The organism is Enterovibrio sp. QJM3NY_24 (assembly GCF_057786035.1).
Window position 1 is genome coordinate 411379 of record NZ_CM173520.1, and the last position, 15692, is coordinate 427070.

Here is a 15692-nt window from a genome sequence, read left to right on the forward strand (position 1 = left end):
TATCAATGAATCATTACTGTACCCAAGCATCTTGAGGTTGTTTGGGTACAGTCGAACCTCCGCAATCACCAAATTCTCATCAATCTCCTGAATGGAACAGAACACGCACCGCAAACATAAACGCAATCAATACAATAATTGCGTTGATGTTGTACAATCACTTCAACTATTCTTATACAAACCAATAGTCAAAATTATCAATTTTTTTGCGTTCGCTTTCAGAACGTTATTTGTCAGTTGGCTCACCCTTGGTGGGTCGTGAAAGGGATAACTGTATGACAGGGCTTCTCAAAGCTACCACAAAAAAAAGTAAACCGACGAACCCTAAAATGACACAAGATGACATCGTATACGGTCATATTTTCGATGCCATCCTCGAGCAACGTCTTCCGCCAGGTACCAAGCTTAGCGAAGAAGCGCTAGGTGAAATTTTTGGTGTAAGCCGCACCATTATTCGTCGTGCACTGCTTCGCCTTTCTGTTGAGCAGGTCGTCAGCACGCGCCCGAACCGAGGTTCGATTGTCGCTTCACCATCTGTTAGCGAAGCACTGCAAATACTCAAGGCCCGTGACGTTATGGAACTCGCGATTGTTGAGCTTGCGGCTGAAAATGCCACCAGCGAGCAAATCGCAAAGTGCCGTGCCATGGTTGCAGAAGAACATGAAGCCATCGCGCTAAATGACACAGGCCGAAGCATTCGCCTTTCCGGAGAGTTTCACATTGAGCTGGCTGCGATGGCAGACAACCTCCCCTTGATGAGCTTCCAGCGCAGTTTGGTTTCCCAATGTTCTTTGATCATTGCGCTTTATGAATCAACCAAGCAACATAACTGTTCTTACGATGAACACACACAACTTCTTGATGCCATTGAAGCTCGCGATAAAGTGAAAGCGATGGCGTTGATGAAAACGCATCTCAACCACATCAAATCAAAACTTAACCTTCACGATGAAACCAACGCTCAAGATCTTCATGCCGTTTTTTCTAACGTGCTGAAAAAGAAAGCTTAAGTTCTGAGTCTAGATTCTACATATTCACTCTGTAGTGGGACAATCATGCCTCCCCCACATATTGCCCTTATCTTCCATTGCCTTTTCCGTTGTCACGAAACCAATCCCACCTATCGTTTCCGAGATTATGAGACGATCAAACTCACAAATTGTATACAATAATTAAAGACAATTTAAGATTCTAACAACCCAAAAGACCAATTATCCGTTGATTTATAATGATTTTCCTTTGTTAATTTTCACGATCACACTTGTTAACAGAAAGTTGACCCATCGGTCAGAAATGACTAGTTTATAGACAATGGATTCGAAAGCGTCATGGAGGCAGTGTGATCCGTTTTCTCTTAAATCAAACCTTGCAGGAAGAAAAGGATATTTCTCCCAACCTGACTGTATTGAATTACCTTCGCGAACATGTGCGCAAGACAGGTACCAAGGAAGGATGTGGTTCCGGTGATTGCGGTGCATGCACCGTCGTGTTGGGTGAGGTGGTAGATGGCAAGCTTGAATACCGCAGCCTGAACTCCTGCCTCACCTTTGTTTCGGCACTTCACGGAAAACAGCTTATTACCGTGGAAGATCTTCGAACGAAAGAGGCGCTTCATCCCGTACAGAAAGCCATTGTCGATTTTCACGGCAGCCAATGCGGCTTCTGCACCCCCGGTTTTATCATGTCGATGTTTGCACTCACCAAAAACACACCGAACGCCGATAAAGAAGATACCTATGAAGCGCTCGCTGGCAATCTTTGTCGTTGCACGGGTTATCGCCCTATCGTTGAAGCGGCGTTATCACTCAGTCAAGAAGCGCCCATCCGCGATCAGTTCTCCGATTACGAGCGAGAAACCGTCGAAAAGCTCAATGCGATGGGTAAACCCGAACTTGAACACCATGCTGATGGTAAGACGGCTTTTACCCCGACGAACAGTGACGAACTTGCCAAAACCTTGATGGCACATCCCAATGCCAAACTGTTAGCAGGTGGCACTGATCTGGCGTTGGAAGTCACGCAATTTCATCGTGACATTGATAAGCTGATTTACCTCGGCCATGTCGATGATATCAAAACCGTGAACGAGACTGACACGCACATCGAAATCGGTGCCAATGTTCCGTTAACGGATGTGTATCGCGCGCTCGAACCTCACTACCCTGATTTCGGCGCACTGATCCAGCGTTTTGCTTCTCTGCAAATCCGCAACCAAGGCACAATTGGCGGCAATATTGCCAATGCTTCGCCGATTGGTGATGGGCCACCGTTGTTAATAGCGCTAGGTGCGACAATCACGCTTAGACGTGGAGAAACAGCACGTGAGATCGCGCTGGAAGATTTCTTCAAAGACTACAAAGTCACTGCGCTGCAAACCTCTGAGTTTATTCAGACGATTCGTGTACCCAAACCGTTGCCAGACCAAGTATTCAAAGCATACAAAATCTCCAAACGCTTTGATGATGATATCTCGGCGGTATGTGCTGCATTTCGCCTGAAATTCATCGGTGACACTGTCACAGAAGCGCGCATGGCGTTTGGTGGAATGGCAGCCATTCCAGCTCGGGCCGTTAAGTGTGAACAGGCATTAGTCGGCAAACCGCTTTCTTTAAGTACAGTGCAAGCCGCCATGACTGCGATAGCCGATGACTTTTCTCCCATTTCTGATTTCAGAGCGACCAAAGAATATCGCGCTGAAACGGCAGCGAACCTGCTTTATCGACTGTACACCGAGTTGAACTATTCATCTGGTGGCAAAATGATTGAAACGAGGGTGATTCACTATGTCTCGTAAAACAACCCCCTCCATGACAATGGAAGAAATGACCACGCAGGCCAAAGCCGGACTAATGACAGGTGTCGGCAAATCCGTGAAGCATGAAAGTGCTGAGAAACAGGTTTCCGGTGAAGCACTGTATATTGATGACCGCGGCGAATTTCCCAATCAGCTCCACGTTTATGCGCTGATGAGTCCCCATGCGCATGCCAACATCACCAAGTTGGATGTGACGCCCTGTTACAACGTGCCAGGTGTGCGTTCGGTGATCACTTCAAAAGATGTACCAGGCGAGTTGGATATTGGTCCTCTTCTCCCCGGCGACCCAATGCTGGCTGACGGTAAAGTCGTTTATGTCGGCCAACCCGTCATAGCCGTTGCCGCAGACAGTCTCGACAACGCCCGCAAAGGAGCAGAAGCCGCCATTGTTGAATACGAACTCTTGCCTGCCGCGCTAGATGTTGAAGAAGCATTGGCACAAGAACTGTTTGTGACTGACAGCCACACTCAAAAACGTGGTGATTCTGCCGCTGCCATTGCCAACGCTGATCACGTCTTAGAAGGATCACTACACATTGGTGGTCAAGAACATTTCTACTTAGAAACGCAGGTTTCTAGTGTCGTTCCGACCGAAGATGGTGGCGTGATTGTCTATTGCTCCACCCAAAACCCGACTGAAGTGCAAAAGCTTGTGTCATCGGTTCTTGGTGTTCCTATGCACAAAGTGCTGATTGATATGCGCCGAATGGGGGGTGGATTTGGTGGTAAAGAGACACAAGCTGCTGGCCCTGCCTGTATCGCAGCGGTTTTCGCCATTCAAACCGGTCAACCGGTGAAGTTCCGACTACCTCGTCGTGAAGACATGATGATGACAGGTAAACGTCACCCTTTCTTTAATCAGTACAAAGTTGGTTTTGATAACAATGGTTTGATTGAGGGAATCGATATTGTGGTGTCTGGTAATGCTGGGCATTCACCCGATTTATCACGCTCGATTGTCGATCGCGCCATGTTCCACTCAGACAACGCGTATTTTCTTGGCAACGCCACTGTCACAGGGCATTGCGTGAAAACCAACACCGCATCAAACACGGCTTATCGGGGATTCGGTGGCCCTCAAGGGATGATGACCATTGAACACGTGATGGACTCCATCGCTTACCATCTCGGTAAAGATCCGCTCGATGTGCGAAAAGTAAACTACTACGGCGCAGAAGGCGAAGGCCGTGATGAAACCCACTACTACCAGAAAGTGGAAGATAACTTTATCCACGAAATGACCACAGACTTGGAATCAGAGTGCGACTATCAAGCAAGACGAAAAGCCATTGCTGATTTCAACGCGAGTAGCCCGATCCTAAAAAAAGGCATTTCCATCACGCCTGTGAAGTTTGGGATCTCTTTTACGGCGACCTTCCTGAATCAAGCTGGCGCACTTGTGACCGTGTATACCGATGGCAGTATTAGCCTGAACCACGGTGGCACAGAAATGGGCCAAGGTTTGAACACCAAAGTCGCCCAAATCGTCGCCGAAACCTTCAGCGTTGATATCAGCACGATTCAGGTGACCGCTACCAATACTGAAAAGGTGCCAAACGCTTCGCCCACAGCGGCCTCTTCAGGAACAGATCTTAACGGTAAAGCGGCACAGAATGCTGCGTTGATGATTAAAGAGCGCATGGTGAGTTTCGCCTCGTCGCATTTCGATGTTTCACCAGAGGCTGTGGTTTTCAGTAATGGCATAGTTTCCGTTGGCGACAAAAAGACGATGACTTTTGCCGATTTCACTGAGCTTTGCTGGTTTAACCAAATCTCACTGGCAGCGTCTGGTTTTTATCGCACACCGAAGATCTTTTACGATCACGAAAAAGCCCGTGGACGTCCCTTCTATTACTTTGCTTATGGCGTGTCTTGCTCTGAAGTGATTATTGATACGCTAACAGGGGAATACAAAGTGCTCCGTGCTGACATTCTCCACGACGTGGGGGCATCACTTAACCCAGCGATAGATGTCGGTCAGGTTGAAGGTGGCTTTATTCAAGGCATGGGATGGCTGACAACGGAAGAATTGGTCTGGAACGACAAAGGCCAGCTGATGACTGCAGGCCCGGCAAGTTACAAGATCCCAGCTGTCGCTGACACGCCGGAAATTTTCAACACGCGTTTGGTCGAAAACCGCACTAACCCAGAAGATACGGTTTTCCACTCCAAAGCCGTGGGCGAACCTCCTTTCATGTTGGCGATTTCGGTATGGAGCGCGATTCGCGATGCCATTGTGAGTGTTGCTGAAGAAGGGGAAATCCCGCACCTTCCTGCCCCCGCCACACCCGAGCAGGTTTACAACGCCATCAACCAGGCTCGTAAAGGCAAATCTGCCGCGGATTTTTCGCTCTAAGCAGATAACCCAGAACCATGGATTGGAGAACAGTGATGTTTAAAGACAATTGGATCCAGGCACTGGCTGACTTTGAAGCCAAAGGCACACCTTGTGTGATAGTTACAGTACTCGAAGACAAGGGCTCCGTGCCACGTGGCGCAGGCACGAAAATGCTGGTGACGGAAAACGAGGTCATTGCCACCATTGGTGGCGGGCATCTTGAGCATGTTGCAATGAAAGCCGCGCAAGAGATGCTAACGCTCGGTGATAGCGAGATGAAAATCGAGCGGTTCAATCTAGGCGCAAGGCTGGGGCAATGCTGCGGTGGCATTGTCACACTGAGCTTCGAACCCATTGGACAACAACGACATATACTGGCTCTTTTCGGTGCTGGCCATGTTGCCAAAGCACTGGTTCATGTTCTCGCCACCCTGCCATTCAAGGTGATATGGATTGATGAGCGTGAAGCGCAATTTCCTGCTCAAATTCCTGACAACGTTGAAATGCTATTAACGGACGACCCCGTCGGTGAGGTGGCTAGCCTGCCAGCCAACAGCATGTATCTGGTGCTGACCCATAACCACCAGCTGGATTTTGATCTCTCTCGCGCCATCCTCAAACGCGGAGACAGCCGCTACTTCGGTTTGATTGGCTCACTGTCTAAGCGCAAACGTTTTGATTATCGTCTGAAAGAACGTGGATTTAACGATGATGCCATCAATACCATGATCTGTCCCATCGGTATCGAGGCCGTAAAAGGCAAACACCCCGCAGAAATCGCCGTTTCCGTCGCGGGCGAGCTTATCGCCTGCTACCAAGGTGAACACATCTCTAGCAAACGGGAGCATACGCCACAGAAACGGGCAGAAAAACTCTCTATTCTGAATACACAACCAAGCGAAAACCCAAACAATAAAAATAACGAGAAAATAAGGGCATAAAGGAATGAAAGACCCAAAAGCTCATCCTACAAAAGCCTTTCGCGCTGCTATTTTACACAGTCTTGCCAACCCAACGGATGTGGGTTTGGAAGATTCATACCAATATTTTGAAAACGGTATGCTGCTTGTCGCCGACGGTCACATTGTTAACGTCGGTCATGCAGAGGATATCCTTCCAATGCTTGATGCCAGTATTGAAGTTGTCGAGCTTGACGGAAAATTAATCATGCCGGGATTTATCGACACCCATATTCACTACCCGCAGACGGGTATGATTGCGGCCTATGGCGATCAACTGATCGATTGGCTGAACAACTATACCTTCCCTGAAGAAAGGCGCTTTGAAGACGATGACTATGCGCGAGATGTCGCGGTGCATTTTCTTGATGAACTGGCGCGAAACGGCACCACCACTGCACTCGTGTTTGGCACTGTGCATAAATCCTCTGTTGATGTGTTTTTTCAAGAGGCAGAGAAGCGCAACCTGCGCATGATCGCGGGAAAAGTGTTGATGGACCGAAATGCGCCGGACGATCTGACCGACACACCCGAGTCTGGCTACGCCGACAGCAAAGCGCTGATAGAAAAGTGGCACAACAAAGGTCGACTTCATTACGCTATCACGCCACGTTTTGCGCCGACCAGTTCGTCTGAACAGCTTCGATTAGCCGGAAAACTGCGCCAAGAATATCCCGATGTTTACCTGCACACACATCTGTCTGAAAACCCCAAAGAGATAGAATGGGTGGCGGAATTATTTCCAGACAGCAAAAACTACTTGGATGTTTACGACTCACACGGTTTGCTCTCGAATCGCTCAGTGTTTGCCCACGGCATTCATTTGTGCGAGCAAGAGTGCGCAAGACTGGCAGAAACCGATTCAGCGATTGCGTTCTGCCCCACGTCGAACTTGTTTTTAGGCTCGGGCTTGTTCCCTTTGTCGAAAATGGAACAAAGCGGAATTAAAGTAGGCATGGGTACAGATGTCGGTGCAGGCACCAGTTTTTCACTGCTTCAAACCATGAGCGAAGCCTATAAGGTGATGCAACTGCAAGGCGAGAAACTGCACCCACTAAAATCGTTGTATCAAGCCACGTTGGGCGGAGCAAAAGCACTCTCATTGGATAACGACATTGGTAACTTAGAGGTTGGGAAAGAAGCGGACTTTGTGATTATCGATCTTCATGCAACTCAACTGATGAAGTTTAGAATGGAGCACGCGGAATCATTAGAAGACAAACTGTTTGTGCTCATGACACTGGGCGATGATCGCGCCGTATTTGATACATACTCTTATGGGCAATCCGTGTATCCCGTCAATAACAGGTAGAACTTCTCATATCCCATAACGAAGAATCTGTCTCATGTCTACGCTGAGACACTTAGCCTCTCGGCCAAAGCCTCCTCCTGATTGCCATTAAACACTCAGCAGAATCAATTCCGCTGAGTTCAATGGACATGGATTCATCACAACTTAAGTGTTGTCGTCGCATTTATTGCTCACTCACGACACATGAATCATCTGACTCTTAAATGAGACAGATAAAGGCTATCTACAGTCCCAAACACAAAAATTAACCACAAAAAAAGCGCCTTAACAAAGGCGCTTTCTTATTCAATCGACGATTACTCTTCGACGGGCTTTTTCTTCTTAACCATAAAGACATCTTCACCCACAGACACACCTTGATAGAAGCTTTTATTGCGCTTCTTCGGTGCTGCTTTTTTAGAGGTTGGCTTATTGGTTTTCTTCGCTTGAGTCGGTTTCTTACTAAACGCTTTCTTACGTTGAGGCACCAGACCTTTAAACTTACCTTCCAACCCTTCAAAGGTCGCAAAGGTCATTTTCTTGTCAAGGAAGCCTTCAATGCTTTTGAAGCTGTTCCAGTCTTTCGGGCCAACGAAAGAAATCGCGATACCTTTATTACCAGCACGACCTGTACGGCCAATACGGTGAACATATTCTTCGGAGTGCTTAGGCATATCAAAGTTCACAACATGCGAAACGTTTGAAATGTCCAAGCCACGCGATGCCAGATCTGTTGTGACCAACACTCGATGCAAGCCGCGCTCAAACTCATTCATGATGCGGTTACGCGCACTTTGGCTCATCTCGCCGCTCAGTGCGACAGCCTTGATGCCACGCTCTACAAACATGTTTGCCAAACGTTCAGTATCTGCTCGCGTTGCAGTAAATACCATTAGCTGTTGATATTCTTCTTCTGCTAGCACGCGATCCAGCAATGCTTGCTTGTGATCTAGGTGGTCACATAGATAGAAGCGCTGCTCGATATCTTTGTGTTCTTCGTTAACAAAACCAATCGCTACGCGCTTTGGTTCATTCAACATGTCAGCGGCAATATCATTCACTTGGCGATGATCAAGCGTTGCAGAGAACATCAGCGTTTGACGACGACGGTGACCCGCAGCATCGTTAATCGCTTTAAGCTGAGGTGCAAAGCCCAAATCCAACATGCGGTCGGCTTCATCAAGGATCAACATTTCCAAACCTTCTAGGCTTAGATGGCGATGCTCAAGGTGGTCAGCAAGACGACCAGGGGTCGCAACCACGAACACTGGGTCTTTACGAAATTCTTTCGCTTGATCATTGAAGTTCTCACCACCAAGGATCAACACGGCTTTGTATTGTGTGCCCGCAATCAATTTACGCAACTCACCATATACTTGTTTTGCCAATTCACGAGTAGGTGCAAGCACAACAACACGTGGATCACGGCGGGTTAACGCCTTGACGTGCATCACGCGCTGCATCGCTGGGAGCAAGAAGGCCAGTGTTTTACCTGAGCCCGTTTTAGACGACGCCAACAAATCTTTCCCTGCATTTACAACAGGAATGGCGGATGCCTGAACATCTGTCGCGGAATCAAATCCCCAGTGTTCAATTGTTTTTAGCAGGCGCTTGTCTAAACCCAGGTCTTCAAATTGCAAGGTGATACTCCAATGTTTCTTTATATACAGGCCGTTACTGCGTATTCGTTATACTTATCAACGCAAAGTGACGCCCCACAGAAATAGGCGCGGATCTTATCATATTTCTTCATTACCACACATTTTTATTGTGCGTGATCACACTTTCACCGACAACCAGCATCTATCCATCGGTATTTCTCTTTTTGACAGGTAGCGTGGGGTTCAAACTAGTCATACCGAGAAACCAATTAATGCCAACATCCAGCCCACTATATGCTTGGAAACGCTTTACGCTTGAAGAACGCGAACACACTTTTCCAAACGGATTAGTGACCTCGCACATCACCCTTACCCATCCTGGTGCCGTGCTTATCCTGCCAGTGGCGAATGACGGTAAATTGGTCATGATTCACCAATACCGTCCATCTATCGATCGTTGGATTTACGAGTTTCCCGCAGGCACCATGGAATTAAACGAATCACCTGATGTGTGTGCAAAACGTGAACTTGCCGAAGAAGTGCAATTAGCAGCCTCTGAGTGGCACAAGATTGGAGAATCACTGCCTGCTCCCGGGTTTTGCGATGAAACCCAGTATTTGTATGTGGCAAAACAGGTTTCAGACTGTGAAGGCGAACTGGACGACGATGAAGTGCTTGAAGTGGTGCATTTCCCTGTTGATGAAGTGGCTCGTATGATAGCCAACAACGACATTCAAGATAGCAAAACCATTGTGGCATTTTGCCGCGCTCAACTTTTAGGGCTGATACCCTGATAATTCCCAGTCCAGTGTCTCTTTGATTTTTTGTATCAGCGCTGACTACCTTTCCCTGCGACCTACGCCACCTCACATGGCGAAGGTAATCGGCACGTCGATCACAACGTGCCTTTTAAACAAAGTGTTAACATTGACATCCGACCAGTTGAACAATTAACGTGAGTGAAGCAATTTCAACTCAAGGAAGAACAATGAAACAGACTCTTGCCCATGCTAACCGAATGCTAAAACTATTCGGATTCTTCAAAGTTCCTTTAATTTGGTATTGCCGCCCTAAAATTCTTGTGCTCAACGAAGAGCGCGTTCAAATTCGAATTCCACTGAAGCGCAGAAACAAAAATCACCTGAACAGTATGTATTTCGGCGTTTTGGCGGTAGGTGCTGATGTGGCAGGCGGTTTTATGGCAATGAGTAAATCTGAGTCTCGAGGCAAGACAATATCACTTGCATTCAAATCAGTGACCGCGGAGTTCCTAAAGCGTCCAGAGGCTGATGTGATTTTCACATGTGACGACGGAAAACTCATCGATCAGATGCTAGATCAGACAATATCAAGCGGCGAGCGTGTCAATCAACCCGTCAGAATCACGGCAACATGCCCTTCCTTACATGGTGATGAACCGATGGCGATCTTTGATTTAACATTATCAGTAAAAGCAATAGGCTGAATTTTTCACACAACTTTGCTGGATACACCCAAAAAATACAATAAGTCTCTAAAATGAAATAACTATTTCTTTGCCCTTTTATTGTTTTCGTTATTAGACTTAAGTATTAAAGCGAATTCAGCGGAGTCTGTTTTGGGCAAAAAAATAAGCGACTTTTTCCAACTCGATACAGCGCCCGGCATCATCCTTATTGCCTCCGCTTTTTTAGCACTCATTATTGCTAATTCCCCCCTTGCTCCCTATTACCTCGCCCTTCTCGATACGCCTATTCACTTCAAAGTAGGTTCGCTAGATATCGAGAAAAATTTATTACTCTGGATCAATGATGGTTTGATGGCCATTTTCTTTTTACTTATTGGCTTGGAAGTAAAACGTGAGTTAATACAAGGCGCCCTGCGAACTCGCTCTAGAGCCATGTTCCCTTTGATTGCGGCTGTCGGCGGAATGGTTTTTCCGGTGCTTATTTTTGTTTTGTTTAACGCAAACGATCCACAAGCTCTGGGAGGCTGGGCAATACCTGCCGCTACAGATATCGCTTTTACATTGGGTGTATTGGCGTTGTTTGGAAAACGCGTTCCTGTGAGTTTAAAAGTGTTCCTGCTTGCATTGGCGGTGATCGACGATCTTGGCGCGGTGATCATTATTGCACTGTTTTTTAGCAGTGATTTGTCTTTGCTCGCACTGTCCATTGCCGTTTTAGCTTCTGCCACTTTGTTCTACATGAATGCAAAAGGCGTTGCTCGATTGACGGGGTATTTATTGGTTGGTGCGATTCTTTGGGTCGCGGTACTTAAATCAGGGGTACACGCCACTGTGGCGGGCGTTATTCTGGGCTTTGCCGTTCCACTGAAAATTAAACATCACCGCATCAGAAGCCCTTTGCGTTATCTTGAGCATGGCATCCACCCATGGAGTAGCTTCGTTATACTGCCGTTGTTTGCATTTGCCAACTCGGGCGTTCCAATGGAAAACTTCAACATGGGCATGATATCTGAACCCCTCCCTCTGGGTATTATTCTAGGATTGCTGTTAGGCAAGCCTATAGGGATTTCCATCACCTGCTATGCATCAATCAAGTTAGGGATAGCCAGCTTGCCAAAGGGTGTTCAGTTTGCGCACATCATGGCGTCATCTATCTTATGCGGTATTGGTTTCACCATGTCGATATTCATCACCACTCTGGCCTTCCCTGGCGTCGATAATCACGCATTGGTCGACTTGTCTCGTATTTCTATTTTTATTGGATCGATATTGGCTGCGGTCTTGGGTTATCTGGCATTGAAGTATGCTTTGCAGTTACAACCAAAACCGAACGCTGACGAGATTGAAGCAGAGCAAAAGTAGCGCCTTTCTAAATGGACATTAACAACTAGAATGCGACTTCTCATTCGCTGGTAAATGATTTCCACCTCACTTGTAGACACAAAAATGTCACGCATTTTCTCCCCTTTTTTCAACTGTCATAAGTCAGAAGTTCTGCAAGTTTTCTGGCGTGTTTTTACCCCACCAAAGCCCAACTATTGACATTTATAGAAGCCGCATCACAGCAGTGTTCAAAGAGGAAACCTACCTAGTTATCAACTGTTTCTGTGGATAAAAAATCATTTATCCACATGCCAAAAACGCACAAAAGCCATTGATATTAAAGGAATTAATATAGTCCAGAAATAGATGCTGTTTTTCATGCAAATTTTCTTTGTGATTTTCGGCAAATAATAGACATGAAAAAGGCCTGCAATATACAGACCTTTTGACGGTGAATGTTACTTAGTCAGCAGCGAAATATTTCACTCTATAGAAGATTCGATAAAGCACAGGAACCACAATCAAAGTGAGTACTGTGGCAAAACCCAGCCCGAACATGATGGTTACAGCCATTGGTTTAAAAAACACATCAGGCAAGAGTGGCAACATGCCAAGTACCGTGGTAATAGCTGCCATACAAACGGGACGAAAACGGCTCACAGACGCGTCGACAATGGCAGTGTATGGTTCTTTTCCGCTTTCCATTTCAGTGTTGATTTGGTCAATTAAAACAATGCCATTCTTAATCAACATGCCCGATAAGCTCAAGAAACCTAGCAATGCCATAAAGCCAAACGGTGTATTAAGCACCAACAAGCCAGTCGTGACACCAATAATAGCCAGAGGCACGGTTAACCAGACGATGAGTGAGTCCTTCACTGAGTTAAACAGAAATACCGTAATCAAGAACATGAACAGATAACCGAGAGGCATGGTAGTGAACAAGCTTTCCTGCGCATCGCCCGACGATTCATATTCTCCACCCCATTCGATGCTGTAGCCTTTAGGTAGTGGAATAGCTTCAATTTCTGGCTTGATACGTTTTAACAAGGTAGCCGCCGTCACATCTTTCAACGGATCGGGATCAGCAAATACCGTTAATGTACGCTTGCGATTTTCTCGCACAATAAGCGGGTCTTCCCAAATCAAATCGTAACCCAAAATAACCTGCTGCAGTGGGATAAAGTCATTGAGCACTGGGCTCCAAATTTTTATCCCTTCAATGGTTTTCACATCCACACGTTCAAGCTCTGGCAACCTGGCCACAATCGGCATCAAGGTGGTTCCATCGCGATAGACACCCACATTCAAACCTGAAAACGACATCATGAATAGGTCATCAACATCTGCTTTAGTAATGCCATAACGTCGGGCTTGGCTTTCATTAAACTCTGGTTGCAGAATTTTTGTTCGCTCTCTCCAATCATGACGAACATTCACCACATCAGGGTCGGCTTTTAATGTGTCGACTACCTTAGCGGCAATGGAACGCAGCACACTCGGATCTGAGCCGACAATGCGAGTCTCGATTTTTGAACCGCTAGAAGGCCCAAGTTCAATACGCTTTAGCTTGTACTGAATACCGGGGAATTCCTTATCAATGTGTGATCTTACGTCGGACATAGATGGTAATACTGCATCGTAGTCTGTCACTCGAACGATCAGTTCACCGTAGGCTGAGTAACTTTTTTCAGGTGCATAGGTCAGCATAAATCGCTGCGTACCTTTACCTGTGCTCGTTGATACGTATTTAACCGTCGGCTGTTCACTTACCCATGCTTCCAATGATGACAGTGTTTCTTGGGTTGCACGGATATCCGTTCCTTCTGGCATCCACACGTCCACCATATAAACAGGCGTTGTTGAAGACGGAAAGAACGACTGCTTAAGCAGCGTGAAACCATAAAGAGAGACGGCGAGTGCGACAGAAAGCACCAACACGGTGAGGTAAGCGCGACGCATACAAATATCAAGAAGCTTTGTATACACCACAAACAACACGCCGTTGTATGGATCACTTTCGCCATCACTCTCGCTGGCGCTTTGCTCTTTAAAAAACAGGTTGGCGAAAAATGGCGTCAAGGTAATTGCGGTAAACCAACTGAGCATCAGCGATATGAGTAATACGCTGAATAACGTACCGCAATACTCACCCGTGGAATCGCTCGACAATCCAATGGGGGCAAAGGCAGTGACAGAAATGACGGTTGCACCCAACAATGGCCACTTGGTCTGAGTGACAATGTCAGATGCTGCTTCTATTCTGGTTCGCCCTTTCTTCAACCCAATGAGTATGCCTTCCACCACCACAATGGCGTTATCCACCAGCATACCCAGCGCTATAACCAATGCACCAAGCGAAATGCGCTGCAAATCAATTTGGAAATACTTCATGAAGATAAAAGTACCCAAAACGGTAAGCAGCAATATCAAGCCAATCAGTAATCCCGACCTCAGCCCCATGAACAACAACAGCACCACGATCACAATTGCCACTGCTTGCGCTAGGCTCACAACAAAACCGTTAACGGATGTTTCCACTTCCACGGGTTGCGCATACACCACACCGATATCAATGCCGATAGGCTGATTTTCTTTTAATTCCGCCAAACGGCGATCGACCCGTTTTCCAACCTCCACAACATTGACCCCTTCGGCAAATGAAATGCCGAGGTTTAATGCCCTTTCTCCGTTGTATGAAAGTAAGTTGCTTGGTACGTCTTGATAACCACGGGTGATATCAGCGACATCCTTTAAATAGATCAGACCACTGGAGCCAGCTTCATTGATGATGAGATTACCGAGTTCATCCACGCTTTTAAATTCGCCGGTTGGATGAATACGAATATATTCATCACCCACCCGTAATGCGCCCGCGTTACTCACCACGTTTTGCGTCGCTAAAAGGTTGTAAATGACTTGTGGCGATATCCCCAAGTTCGACAGACGCCGTATCGAAATTTCGATAAAAACTTGCTCTTGCTGGGAACCGGTAACTTGTACCTTGGCCACGCCATCAACCAGCTCAAGATCTCGCCGAAGAAAATCAACGTAATCCGTCAGTTCTTTCGATGAGTAGCCTTCACCTGTTATGGCCAGCAATACACCATATACGTCGCCAAAATCATCAATAACTTGCGGCGTATTCACGCCAGGAGGAAAACTGCCTTGAAGGTCGTTAACTTTGCGTCGCATTTCATCCCAGATTTGGGGTAGATCATCCGGTCCGTAATTGTTCTTCATTGTCACCGTGATTTGTGACAATCCACGGCTGGAAATGGATGTCACTTCATCAACATACACCAGTTGCTGAACCGCTTTCTCTATCGGGTAGGTGACTTCCTCTTCCACTTGCTGTGGCGTTGCTCCGGGGTAGCTTGTGACGATAAGTGCACTTCATCTTTACCGCGCGTTGATATTGAACAGTGGCTAATTGATGAATAGATTTCGCTTTTTCTAGCAACAATAAGTATTCAGCTTTGTCGAGTTCCGCCAGTACGCTTCCTTCGACAACCTCCTCTCCTGAAAACACCGGCATGGCAATGATTTTGCCTTCTACTCGAAAAGCTAACACCGCCTGATCATCGGCCTCAACGGTTCCAGGAAAAGCTCGCTCAACGTTGCTTTCTCCAATCGAGACGGTCATTAATTTTGCGGGGCGTGCTTCAGGTTCAGGGATTGAAACTTCTTCACTGCAACCCATTAAATAAAAACAACACGCAAAAATAAGCGTTATTTTCATCATAACTCTCCTTGTCAGAACAATTTTATTGAGAGGATTTGAAAACGTACGAGTAGCGCAGTAGCACTTGAAAACCCTGAAGATAGAGTACTCGAAGAAAGGATAGAATTAGCCAGATATGGTCATTTTCTTATATATCAAACAAATAACTGCGTAATTTTGACAATATCACTCTA

General features: G+C 46.6%; 10 protein-coding genes and 1 pseudogene. 8 read left to right on the forward strand and 3 right to left on the reverse strand.

Annotation, left to right across the window (positions count from 1 at the left end):
• Positions 1–275 precede the first annotated feature (275 nt).
• From AC3CIC_RS18315 to guaD, 5 genes are all read left to right on the forward strand, one after another.
• The gene (locus AC3CIC_RS18315) at positions 276–1010 is read left to right on the forward strand and encodes a GntR family transcriptional regulator (protein WP_488516623.1); all 735 of its coding nucleotides are present in this window, start codon (positions 276–278) and stop codon (positions 1008–1010) included.
• A 329-nt stretch (positions 1011–1339) separates the two neighbouring features.
• Positions 1340–2794: a xanthine dehydrogenase small subunit gene (xdhA, locus tag AC3CIC_RS18320; protein WP_488516624.1), complete on the forward strand. Its 1455-nt coding sequence runs from the start codon at positions 1340–1342 to the stop codon at positions 2792–2794.
• The gene (xdhB, locus tag AC3CIC_RS18325; RefSeq protein WP_488516625.1) at positions 2784–5171 is read left to right on the forward strand and encodes a xanthine dehydrogenase molybdopterin binding subunit; all 2388 of its coding nucleotides are present in this window, start codon (positions 2784–2786) and stop codon (positions 5169–5171) included. The genes xdhA and xdhB overlap by 11 nt, the downstream gene beginning before the upstream one ends.
• 35 nt (positions 5172–5206) lie before the next feature.
• A complete protein-coding gene (xdhC, locus tag AC3CIC_RS18330) occupies positions 5207–6094 on the forward strand; it encodes a xanthine dehydrogenase accessory protein XdhC (RefSeq protein ID WP_488516626.1) in 888 nt (295 codons plus the stop codon).
• A 4-nt stretch (positions 6095–6098) separates the two neighbouring features.
• Positions 6099–7424 carry a guanine deaminase gene (gene guaD, locus AC3CIC_RS18335; RefSeq protein ID WP_488516627.1) on the forward strand — a complete coding sequence of 442 codons (1326 nt, stop codon included), beginning with the start codon at positions 6099–6101 and terminating at the stop codon, positions 7422–7424.
• Between the two features lie 296 nt (positions 7425–7720).
• Here guaD and AC3CIC_RS18340 read toward each other — a convergent pair whose 3' ends face one another.
• Entirely contained in the window at positions 7721–9043 is a 1323-nt protein-coding gene (locus AC3CIC_RS18340; protein WP_488516628.1) for a DEAD/DEAH box helicase, read from the reverse strand.
• 233 nt (positions 9044–9276) lie between these two features.
• On the opposite strand from AC3CIC_RS18340, the gene AC3CIC_RS18345 reads away from it, so the two are divergent.
• The 3 genes from AC3CIC_RS18345 (at position 9277) to nhaA (ending at position 11813) form a co-directional block, all read left to right on the forward strand.
• The gene (locus AC3CIC_RS18345) at positions 9277–9798 is read left to right on the forward strand and encodes an NUDIX hydrolase (RefSeq protein WP_488516629.1); all 522 of its coding nucleotides are present in this window, start codon (positions 9277–9279) and stop codon (positions 9796–9798) included.
• Positions 9799–9992: 194 nt separating this feature from the next.
• The gene (locus tag AC3CIC_RS18350; protein ID WP_488516630.1) at positions 9993–10469 is read left to right on the forward strand and encodes a PaaI family thioesterase; all 477 of its coding nucleotides are present in this window, start codon (positions 9993–9995) and stop codon (positions 10467–10469) included.
• 132 nt (positions 10470–10601) lie between these two features.
• Positions 10602–11813: a Na+/H+ antiporter NhaA gene (gene nhaA / locus AC3CIC_RS18355; RefSeq protein ID WP_488516631.1), complete on the forward strand. Its 1212-nt coding sequence runs from the start codon at positions 10602–10604 to the stop codon at positions 11811–11813.
• Between the two features lie 423 nt (positions 11814–12236).
• On the opposite strand, the pseudogene AC3CIC_RS18360 reads toward nhaA, so the two are convergent.
• Together AC3CIC_RS18360 and AC3CIC_RS18365 are read right to left on the reverse strand one after the other, a co-directional pair.
• Positions 12237–15167: pseudogene (locus AC3CIC_RS18360) on the reverse strand (efflux RND transporter permease subunit); the annotation flags it as partial.
• Positions 15067–15519: a hypothetical protein gene (locus tag AC3CIC_RS18365; RefSeq protein WP_488516632.1), complete on the reverse strand. Its 453-nt coding sequence runs from the start codon at positions 15517–15519 to the stop codon at positions 15067–15069. The pseudogene AC3CIC_RS18360 and the gene AC3CIC_RS18365, both read right to left, overlap by 101 nt.
• Positions 15520–15692 lie beyond the last annotated feature (173 nt).